Here is a 10,518-nt window from a genome sequence, read left to right as displayed (position 1 = left end):
GCAAAAGTCCTTATGATTTCCAATTATAGCAAATATAACGTCATCCCCGCGAAAGCGGGGATCCAAAATGTTTTGCAATATCAACACGTTATAGATTCCTGCTTGCGCAGGAATGACGATAATAGCTGGTTGCTCGACTTTTGCAAGTAGCTCTATATTATAATATATTTTCAGAAGCATATTCCAAATCCGATAACGACGTAATGAAACCAAGCAAAACTATAAACCTCGTTGTTGTCCGCACCACCTTCGACCATACGGTACCCAGCCCTAAGCTCGATTCCCTTACGAGCGGCCCAGGTTGCAGCCAACAAAACATCTTCGGCTCGACCCTGAGGCGCGGCGAGTGCATCTGCATCAATCAACATTCCGAAATCTCCGTTGTCTGGCCGCCATGCCAGATGGACATTTAACAGTGGAACAAAGCCAGTGTTAGTCTTGCGACGGGCCTCGACCCCATAAAGACTCGTTTCGGCATCACGGATCTTGGCAGTGAAACCCACCGCAATATCCAACCCTTCTTCCCAGACAATACTATAACGGTAGGTCAACCGGTACGAATCGAAACGATAGACGATAAGCATTGGACTACCTGCAGGATAGGTTCCCCCGGCAAAGGAGACATCTCGATCTACACTACCTCTGGCATTGATCTGCAACGGCGCATAGAGTGCTGTAACTAAGTGTCGATCTGCAAAACGGTATCCAAGTCGTAGACGAAAAGCTGGAGCTGACGAGGTAGAGAGATCATTTATCAATGAGATCTGCGTACCTCCGTTACCTGGGATTCTTGTGTCATTGCGGCTCGCGAACACCACACCGGTTTCGACATCTGCCTCAACACCTGCAAAAGCCAAACTCCCAAAGAGAGACAACCCCAAAAACACACCTAGTAAGAAGTTCTTCATGGCTGATTCACTCCCGCCACTGTTCCAACGACCTTCTTGGTACATAGATATCAAATATCCATGATTGACCATATATAACACAGATGCCAAATAGCATCAGATGATCTTTGTGCTCGCATGAAAATGAAAACTTCATGTTTTGGGTTGAGGCGACCTCTTAGCAGGGGTCATTGTAGCGGTTGCCATCGTCACGAGGCTTCTGCTTGGTAACCTGCTCCTGCCCATGTGCAGATAGTGAGAGAAACGCGATGATAGTATTGATGTTCTTTGGTGGTCTCGTGGCTTTAGCAGCGGGAGGCGAGCTTCTAATTAGGACGTCCACGCGGTTAGCCACCGACCATGGATCTTCGTCTCTCTCTACTTCGTGCTGGTACTCGCTCCGCAGGGTTCGTGGCACGATATCGAAGTGTGGAAGCCAGCTCTGCTGGCCGGACGGTTTGCTGCCCCAACCTCGGTTGGTGTGCTCTTTTCGATGCTCGCTGCAGCGGGACTTTCAGCAACCTGGGTTTTTCGCAAGGCACGTGTCCTAGCCATTTTCGATGACCTCGACACCGTGTTGCTCATGATCCCACTCAAGATGCTGATCATCGGGTTGCGCTGGCAGATGGCAGTAATCGTCGTCATCATGGGGGGACAACTCTGGCTCGCCTGGAAACTATTCCGCCGGCTGCGCTGGAGTGTTCGCTGGCCCGCGGTGATGATCTACTCAACAGTGATCGTCTTTGTGTCGGAGGCCATCTACCAGGGACAACGGCGGCTTATACGCTACGCGCCGACGGCGATATCGATATCGTGAACCGCTGCCGCAAAAACTCTCTCACAGGCAATGAGGACACGGTAAAAGGCCTTGCTCGTGTTGTCGATACGGTTACCCATGCTAAACTCGAAGTGAGTTTCTTCCGTCCATTCTGGGGCGATTACTGGATTATTGACCTGGCGGATGACTACTCGTTCGCAGTGGTTGGACACCCGAGTCGCGACTACCTCTGGATCTTGAGCAGGACTCCGGTCCTCGACAGTAAGGAGTATAACCAAATCCTCGTTCGACTTCGTGCTCAGGGTTACGAGGTGGAACGGCTCAGAAAGACCCCGCACGCATCGCCTCCGGCACAAATAGCGTCTACCGCTCGATGAAAATGAGACGACCTCACTAGCTCGCAGCGACAAATACGGGTTTAGATGAAGACTATCAGCTATTTTAAGGTTAAATAATACACAGCCTTTACAGCGTTGCTTCTGCCGACTATGTTGCAGCCTCTTTTTTAGCGGAGATAAGAATCATCATGCTGGAGATAGTCTCCAAAGGTTTTAAAGCTGCAAAAAACGCTTTAACTGGGCGCACCACTCTTACTGAAGCCAATATAGATGACGCTTTACGCGAAATTCGCGTTTCGTTACTCGAAGCCGACGTAGAATTTGGTGTAGTCAGAAGTTTTTTATCGCGCGTAAAACAACGAGCACTAGGCGAAGTAGTACAAACCGAGGTAAAAACCGGTAATAAAAAAGTCACCGCTTCACCAGGTGAGCATTTCACCCTTATTTGCCAAAATGAACTTGAAAAGCTTATGGGGCCAGTTGAAGAAACCCCGATAGTTTTTCGTCGTCCCTATACAATTTTAATGATGGTTGGTTTACAAGGCACAGGGAAAACCACTACCTGCGGCAAATTGGCCTCTTGGCTGATAGCGCAAAAACGCAAGCCCCTATTAGTCGCCGCCGACGTTTATCGCCCTGCCGCTGTTGAACAGTTACAAATTTTAGGGCAGCAATTAGGTGTACCTGTTTACGCACAACCTGGTCTAGCACCAGCGCAACTTTGTCTCGATGCACTGCGCGAAGCAAAACGTAAAAAACGCGATATTGTCATATTTGATACCGCTGGTCGTCTTGCCATTAATGACGAGATGATGAACGAACTAGAAGATATCAAAAAGCAAACTAAACCTGACAATATCTTTTTAGTTGCCGATGCTATGGCTGGCCAAGACACCGTTCGCACTGCCAGCGAGTTTAATCGTCGTTTGGATATCACTGGGTTTATTATGACCAAGCTTGATGGTGATGCCCGTGGCGGTGCGGCATTATCCATCAAAGAAATCTCTGGTAAGCCTATTAAGTTTTTAGGCCTAGGTGAAGGCCTCGATAAGCTTGAACCATTTCGCCCTGAAGGGCTAGCGTCGCGTATTCTTGGCATGGGCGACATCGTCGGCTTAATGAAAGATTTCGAAGCCGTCGTTGACGAAAAACAAGCTGAACGTGATGCCCGCAAGCTGCTGCGCGGTACTTTTACTTTAGATGATTTCTTAAAACAACTCTCAATGATTAAGAAGGTGGGTTCTATTAAAGATATTTACGAAAAATTTCCCATCTTTGGTGACAGTGTACCTGCCGGAGTTGATCTCGATGATAAGACTTTTATGGTGCTTGAATCATTAATTCATTCAATGACCGTAAATGAACGAAATCAACCTGAAATTATTGATAAAAGTCGTGCAGAGCGTATTGCAAAAGGTTCAGGACGTAGACCTGAGCAAGTTTTCGAATTACTGCAACGCTTTTTTATGATGCAAACAATGATGCAAAATATCGCCGCGGCCCCGGGTCTGTTAGGTTCTTTGCCTGGATTTAAACAACTTTCAGCGCTGCGAAAACTCAAGGGCAAAGGAATGGACGACCTAATGGGAGCCTTAGGTGGTGGCGGCTCCATGCCAATGGGTTTGCCTTCACTACCTAAAGGTATGCCTGGTTTGCGTAGTATGCCTATGGCTGGCGGTGCATCTGGTCTGCCTGGTCTGCCCAATATGAATAACCTTGGCGCTATGGGTGCTGATGATATTGCTGGCGACGGGATGGCTTTGCCAGGGGGTATGCAATTGCCACCAGGAATTAATCCTGAACAATATGCGGCAATGATGAATCAACGACGTCCTACAGGTCCGCGGCCATTATCAACCAAAGAACGTGAAAAGCAAAAAGCAAAACGTAAAGCCGAAAAGAAAGCTCGTAAAAAATCACGGCGACATTAGCAATTTAGAATTTAATGCTAGGCTTTTATTCGCTTTATATTAGTTAGCGTTGGTTCAGGTCCAACATAGGTTTTGCCTTTACCAGACTCAACCGTTACCCCATTAGCTAACTCAGAAATAAAAGCACCACCTTTAGGATAACTAAAGTTTACACTTGTGGCTTCGGTGCTTACGATGCGTGATACTGGTCTTGGAGTGCTTGGTTTTTCTTTAGGCTTTGGTACTTGAGCTACTACTGTTTCCTCTGAGTTTGATAGATTTGTTGCTTGTTTTGCAGACGAAGATTTTTGTAGTTGCGATGCTGGTATAGTAGCTTTGGTGTTTGTGGTTGATATTTGAGATGATGTTAAAACCTCTTGCTGGGCATGAGTTGCATCAACTATTTCTTCTTGTACTTCTGCTTGCTCGCCTTGCACACTTGCTACTACCCCTGTAGTTGTTGGGTTTTGCGAAGCTTCATAAAAGTCTTCATTAATATCTATCGCTTCTTCATATGCCTCAGTAGTACGATACCATTCAGGCAAATCATCATAATAATCAGTGAAACCACGGCGCTGGCGACGCCCTTTTTTGCCCAACTTCTTTGCCCAACCTTGTAGCCCATACCTTCTTTCTCTGGGCTCAAGTTTTGGTTGTTGGCCATCATAATGCATACTACGCGGCTCAGTTTTAACCACTACTTGATGTTTGCCATTTTGATTTTGGCCAAAAGATTCAGGGGTGATCCGCCCTTGTTGTAAATTGCGGGTACGCTGCCCCTCTAAATCGACCTCACGATGACTATCTGTAACTGCTTGCGCCCCTTGGCGTTGTGAACGTAACTCTACGCCATCTTCAGAAACTCGCGCCGCTTGCTTGCTTGATTGGCGAACTTCATTTTGAGTCTCAGCTTGCTCATTAGTGCGCTGATATTGCTCGAGAACTTTTTGATACTGCTCATATTGTTCAATACGATAACCTTGTGCCATCACTGTCACCACCACCAAATTTGCAATAATTTATTATAAGCCATCTATATACATACCATCATAAAACGGTATTGGACAACTTTGTGAGGGGGATCTCCAAACGTTTAGCAATAATATCTGCCCCAGATACTATTTTTGGTTGTGTGCCTAAAACCCACAATGGCACATCTGCAGGCCATATCGGCGCTAGTTTAACAGCATCTTTAGGGGTTACGACTACAGTTTCAGCATATAAATTTTTAATTTGCGCCAATAAAAACGAAACATCATCAATACGATAGCGATGATGATCAACAAAAACATTGGTCTTCACTACATGAGCACCAATATCAACTAAACTATTAAAAAAATCTTTTGGTTTAGCTATAGCCGCGGCTGCTATTACACTTTTGCCGTGTAAGCTAACCTCATTACCACTAATATCTTTACAAATTGCTGGCACCGCCAGACTTATAACTAAATCTGCAGTTTTAGCATAAGTATGCAGCCATTTAGGTTTATTAATAAAATAGTTACTTTTGATATTAAATATAGATTCAAGTTGCGTTGCATCACGATAATGCAGCCAGATAATTTGAGCTCGATTTAAGCTTGAAACCGGCTCACGTAAAGTACCCCAAGGTAGCAAGTGACCATTGCCAAATGGCTGCTCTCCACGTAGCACTACAATATCTAAATCACGCGCCAAAGCTCGATGCTGAAATCCATCGTCAAGAACTAAACAATCAACGCCAATATTTAAAAGCGCTTGTGCACCCTTACGCCTAGATGGACAAGCAGCAATATCAATATTTAAACCACTTGCTACTAACATCGCCGCCTCATCGCCTATTAATTCTGGTGAAGTAACAGTGCCTCGACGGTGTACCTGCAAATCACTTTGCGGACGTTTATAGCCACGGGTTAGTAAACCTGGATGACGACCCGTCGCTAACAAAGCCTCTAGCAATAATGCGGTAACTGGTGTTTTACCGCTACCACCAGCTTCAAGACCTCCAATTGCAATAGTGAGTACTGGTAGCTTAGTGGCCGATAAAAGACCACAATTATATCCCCATCGTCGAAGTAAAACAGCGCTTGCAAATAAAGGGGCAAAGGGTGCAAACCAAAGCCCTGGCTTAAGATGAAAAAACTTTAAAGCCAGCCGGTGTGATCTTAAATTAAACACGTAGACTATATTTACGCATTTATGACTATTTTTGCAAAACTCAAGCAAACAAATTGCAATAATGTTAGCAAAGGTTTGACCTGCACTCCCGTACTCACGATAATCAATTGAAAACGAAAACTCTAGGTTAAAATTGGCATGGAGCACACCCAAATGGTTCGCAAAAAAATCACGAGCCGTATCAAACGCTTTATTCCCCTTATTATTAGCTTGGGTGTGGCCTTTATCTTTGCAGTCATCAACGTGGCTATCGAAAGAGGGACATTCAATTCAGGTATATTATCTAAACACGGCCTAATTCACTTGCTTGACCTAAAATCTCTTGATGTCAAATTTCAAAGCCGAAACATTGAAAAATTACTTGAACCTAAAGTAGTCATTGCCGCTATTGATGAAAAAGGCATCGAAAAATACGGACTTTGGCCATGGAGTCGCGCAGTAGTCGCACAGTTTATTGAGAAAGCTACCAAAGGTGGGGCTAAAGTAATCGCTTTTGATGCTGTATTTGGTGATGAAGACCGTAATACCTCGTGGGTAACCCTAAAAAGGTTTGCTAATAGCTTCGACGATGCTGGTCTGTTACCTCATTCTAAACTTTCAACATCAATCGCAGAAGCGCTGAAAAAAAGTGATGCTGCTAATCGTGAAGCTCTTGCCCGTTTAAAAAACTTAGAAAATAAAATCAATAAAAATGGTCGCCAACAATTATTAAGCCCTCAAAAAGGGTTAGAACGTTCAACTACCGAACTCCAAAAAGCTTTACAGGCTTTTAATACATATAACGAACACTCGACAAAATTTTCAAAATTACTTCACGCCGAAGTAGATGCTGCTTCACCCGATGATGCCTTAAAAAATGCTATTGCTGCCTCCCCACAAACTATTTTAGGAGTTGTTGGTTTTTACGAAAAAGAAATCGCTAAAGTAGCAGGTCACGGTGCTGCTAGCTTCGCTCTCCTAGCTTCGAGTTCCATCGATAGTCTTTACGAAACAACAACTTACGAAGCTGGTGGTCAATCGCTGCCTATGACTGAGCCTGTTACCGATAGGAGCATTAGTCAATTAAGTGTCCCCCAAATGACCGGAGTCTTACCACCATTACCTAAATTTGTTAAGGTGGCAAAAGGGTTGGGCTTTTTTAATGCTTCTCCTGACCGTGATGGGCAAATGCGGCGTTTGCCTTTATTGCAACGTTTTGAAGATAAACTCTATCCTGCACTTTCGTTAATTGCTGCCGCTCGTTTTTCTGATTCCAACATTTGGCCACTTACTAACCCATTTTACTCTGATAAACTAAATGGATTAGCGCCAATAAATGAGCAAGACATTAAAATTCCAACCGATTTTAACGGTGGATTTCTAATTAATTACTATAAAAACCCAGAGGAATATTTTAAAAAATATTCAGTAGCTGATTTTATTGACGATACTGTACCCGCTTCAGTGTATAAAAACAAAGTTGTTATTTTTGGGTTTACTGCACAAGGTCTGCTTGATCTTAGACCAACTCCATTTTCACCAATTACACCTGGCGTTTACATTCATGCCATGGCTATCCAAAATATGATCGACAACAAATATCTCGATCGTGTTTTTGGCATAGCATTAGTCGAAGCATTAGCTTACTTGCTGATCGGTCTAATATTAGGTTTGTTGTTACCACGTATTCCAGCATGGGCGGGTTTCTTTGTTACTTTTAGTTTTGTTACTTTAATTCATTTTATTGATATAAAGTTTATCTTCCCCAATGGGACGTGGGTACTCAATATCTTGCCGACCCTGCAAGCTTTCTTAACTTTTGTAGGTATAACTGTGTATGGCTTTCTTACTGAGGGTCGCGAAAAACGCCAGATCCGCAAAGCTTTTCAATTTTATTTATCTAAAAATGTTGTCGAGCAAGTATTAAAAAATCCTCAACTGCTTAAACTTGGTGGCGATAAAGTTAATGCCACCGTACTTTTCTCGGATGTTCGTGGTTTCACTACTATCAGTGAACGCTTATCGCCAGAAGCATTGGTTCATCTGCTTAATAACTACTTAACTCCGATGACTGATGTAGTGCTTGCACATAACGGTACTCTCGATAAATATATTGGCGATGCCATTATGGCGATATTTGGTGCCCCAGTTAACTATAATGATCATGCTTTGCGTGCCTGCCGCGTTTGTCTAGAGATGATGGCAAAATTGCGTGAACTACAGGTGGGGTGGCGTAATGAAGGTCTGCCCGATATTAATATAGGAATTGGTGTTAACACTGGCTCAATGTCTGCTGGTAACATGGGCTCATCACAACGTTTTGACTATACGGTTATGGGCGACAACGTGAATTTAGCCTCACGTCTCGAAGCTATTAATAAAGAGTACGGCACCAACATTATAATTAGCCAGGCTACTTATGAGGCTGCAAAAAGTGAAATTTTTGCACGTGAGGTTGATATGGTTCGAGTTAAAGGTAAACGCGAACCAGTCAAAATATACGAACTCTTGGGACTCGGATCACCAAGCCAAGAACACAGTGATTTAATCGGTGAATTTGCTCGTGCTATGGATCTATATCGTGCTCAAGCTTGGGATGATGCTATTGCAGCATTTGAATTAGTGCGACAAAAAATACTAGTTAATGACCCAACATCTGGCATCTATATTGAACGTTGTAAGATAATGAGCGACAATCCACCGGGAGATGCTTGGGACGGCGCATACAATATGACCCATAAATAGGCGGTGTCCCTAAAAAATTTGAAAAAACATGCTAACAAACGAAATTTTAATACCGTTTGTAACGAATATATGGCTATAATGAATGGGCGAAATTATTTTATGGGGTATGTTTAAATGAAAATTATCACGCATACCTTTGACGCAACTTTTAACAGCCACTAGTGGCTTTGCTAGGAAAAGTATATGGCTGACGACAAGCTCTACGAGCGTTTCGGTCGTGAGTTCCCCGCGGGTCATGTTTTATGTCGTGACGGTGACCCCGGCAAAGAAATGTTCGTCATTCAATCCGGTAAGGTGCGCATTTCTAAGACTGTACGTGGTATAGAAAAAACTTTAGTAGTTCTTGGGCCAGGTGCTTTTTTCGGAGAAATGTCTATCCTTAATAACAAACCACGTTCAGCTACAGCAACCGTTGAAGAAAATGCCAAACTATTGGTTATCGATCCTAAAACATTCGAAGCAATGGTTCGTGGCAATGCTGAAATTGCTGTGCGTCTCATCAAAACTCTTGCACAAAGATTGCAAGAAGCTGACGACCAAATTGAAAATTTATTATTGAAGGATCCAAATTCACGACTTGTCCATTTCTTAATAAATACAGCGAAAAAGCATTTACCTGATGGCGAAGATGGTTCAGTGAATCTTGACCTTGCTGTTAGAGATCTTGCTGGTAAAGCAGGCCTCGAACTTGATCAAGTAAATGAGGTACTTAATAAATTAATTCGCGCTAAGCTGGTGCAGATCGTTGATAATGGTCTTATCATCCATAATGTTAAAAAACTGCGAGAATTTTTAGATTTCTTAGGCATGAAAGAAAAATTCGGAGATATTTAAAACAATGCGCTTACGGGTACTCGGGTGCCATGGTGGTGAATCGCCGAGTCATCGGACTTCTTGCTTTGCAATTGATGAAAAATTGCTTTTAGATGCAGGTTCTGTAACTCGTAGTTTATCACTAATTGAGCAAAGTAATATCGATTATATTTATTTAAGTCACAGTCACATTGATCACGTAAAAGGTCTTCCACTATTATTAGATAACGTAATCGCTAATCGTAATAAACCAGTTACAATGATCGCTACTGCTGGTACAGAAGCAGCACTTAGTCAGCATCTTTTCAATGGATTACTCTGGCCTGATTTTAGTAAAATTCCTACTTGCGAAAATCCGATACTACGAATACGTATTATTACTCCTCGAGAAATTTTTACTCTAGATGGTGGATTTGAACTACTCGCGATACCTGTACATCACAGTATTGAGTGTCATGGAATAATAGTAAACACCAAATCTGGTGCCATCGCTTATACTGGAGATACCGGACCTACTGATGAATTTTGGCAAGTTGCTAGTTCACACCCAAAATTGCGTGCTGTGATCTGCGAAGTTAGCTTTACCAATGAAATGGAAAAATTAGCTGGTCTTTCCGGCCACCTTACTCCCAAAATGCTTGCCAATGAACTTACTAAATTTAAACCGCAAAACAATACGCCTATCTTTATCACTCATATGAAACCAGGTCTGGACGATAGTTTAAAAGCGCAGTTAGCCGAACTAAACGATGCACGCATAAAAATTCTTCATTTGCTTGATGAGATAAACATCTAACTAGTTATAAAAACTACATAATTTATTCTGTTTTATATAACTGGTTTAGTAAATTTTTTTTTAAAAAAAACAAAATCGTCTGTTATTTTGCGCTATACTGTTTTAAAAAAGAGGA

Annotated in this window: 9 protein-coding genes; 5 read left to right on the top strand and 4 right to left on the bottom strand. The window is 42.9% G+C overall.

The window, feature by feature from the left end; translation table 11 throughout:
- Both JW841_03845 and JW841_03840 read right to left on the bottom strand, forming a co-directional pair.
- The coding region (locus tag JW841_03845) for a hypothetical protein (protein MBN1960054.1) at nt 1-180 on the bottom strand (180 nt) is incomplete at its 3' end.
- A complete protein-coding gene (locus JW841_03840) occupies nt 171-908 on the bottom strand; it encodes a hypothetical protein (protein MBN1960053.1) in 738 nt (245 codons plus the stop codon). The genes JW841_03845 and JW841_03840, both read right to left, overlap by 10 nt.
- Before the next feature lie 597 nt (nt 909-1,505).
- On the opposite strand from JW841_03840, the gene JW841_03835 reads away from it, so the two are divergent.
- Nucleotides 1,506-2,042, top strand: coding sequence for a lipocalin family protein (locus JW841_03835; protein ID MBN1960052.1), 537 nt, complete (start codon nt 1,506-1,508; stop codon nt 2,040-2,042).
- Between the two features lie 149 nt (nt 2,043-2,191).
- On the top strand, nt 2,192-3,934 hold the full coding sequence (gene ffh, locus JW841_03830) for a signal recognition particle protein (protein MBN1960051.1): 1,743 nt from the start codon (nt 2,192-2,194) through the stop codon (nt 3,932-3,934).
- Nucleotides 3,935-3,951: 17 nt separating this feature from the next.
- On the opposite strand, the gene JW841_03825 is transcribed toward ffh, so the two are convergent.
- Entirely contained in the window at nt 3,952-4,902 is a 951-nt protein-coding gene (locus JW841_03825; protein ID MBN1960050.1) for a hypothetical protein, read from the bottom strand.
- A gap of 58 nt (nt 4,903-4,960) precedes the next feature.
- Nucleotides 4,961-6,070: a tetraacyldisaccharide 4'-kinase gene (gene lpxK, locus JW841_03820; GenBank protein ID MBN1960049.1), complete on the bottom strand. Its 1,110-nt coding sequence runs from the start codon at nt 6,068-6,070 to the stop codon at nt 4,961-4,963.
- 153 nt (nt 6,071-6,223) lie between these two features.
- Between lpxK and JW841_03815 the strand changes: the two genes are divergently transcribed.
- The 3 genes from JW841_03815 to JW841_03805 all read left to right on the top strand — a co-directional run bounded on the left by JW841_03815 (nt 6,224) and on the right by JW841_03805 (nt 10,403).
- On the top strand, nt 6,224-8,794 hold the full coding sequence (locus JW841_03815; protein ID MBN1960048.1) for an adenylate/guanylate cyclase domain-containing protein: 2,571 nt from the start codon (nt 6,224-6,226) through the stop codon (nt 8,792-8,794).
- 183 nt (nt 8,795-8,977) lie between these two features.
- Nucleotides 8,978-9,628 (top strand): Crp/Fnr family transcriptional regulator, encoded by a 651-nt coding sequence (locus tag JW841_03810; protein MBN1960047.1) that lies wholly within the window; start codon nt 8,978-8,980, stop codon nt 9,626-9,628.
- Between the two features lie 4 nt (nt 9,629-9,632).
- On the top strand, nt 9,633-10,403 hold the full coding sequence (locus JW841_03805) for a 3',5'-cyclic-nucleotide phosphodiesterase (GenBank protein ID MBN1960046.1): 771 nt from the start codon (nt 9,633-9,635) through the stop codon (nt 10,401-10,403).
- The last annotated feature ends 115 nt before the right edge of the window (nt 10,404-10,518 follow it).

The sequence above is a fragment of the Deltaproteobacteria bacterium genome, from assembly GCA_016931625.1.
Lineage (GTDB): Bacteria > Myxococcota > XYA12-FULL-58-9 > XYA12-FULL-58-9 > JAFGEK01 > JAFGEK01.
The sequence above is the reverse complement of the archived record's forward strand: the minus strand, read 5'-3'. Positions and strand labels throughout refer to the sequence as shown.

What these genes read in the sequence shown, in the direction of transcription:
- JW841_03825 (MBN1960050.1), bottom strand. Translation starts at nt 4,902, where the DNA reads ATGGCACAAGGTTATCGTATTGAACAATATGAGCAGTATCAAAAAGTT.
- JW841_03815 (MBN1960048.1), top strand. Translation starts at nt 6,224, where the DNA reads ATGGTTCGCAAAAAAATCACGAGCCGTATCAAACGCTTTATTCCCCTT.
- ffh (MBN1960051.1), top strand. Translation starts at nt 2,192, where the DNA reads ATGCTGGAGATAGTCTCCAAAGGTTTTAAAGCTGCAAAAAACGCTTTA.
- JW841_03810 (MBN1960047.1), top strand. Translation starts at nt 8,978, where the DNA reads ATGGCTGACGACAAGCTCTACGAGCGTTTCGGTCGTGAGTTCCCCGCG.
- JW841_03805 (MBN1960046.1), top strand. Translation starts at nt 9,633, where the DNA reads ATGCGCTTACGGGTACTCGGGTGCCATGGTGGTGAATCGCCGAGTCAT.
- JW841_03840 (MBN1960053.1), bottom strand. Translation starts at nt 908, where the DNA reads ATGAAGAACTTCTTACTAGGTGTGTTTTTGGGGTTGTCTCTCTTTGGG.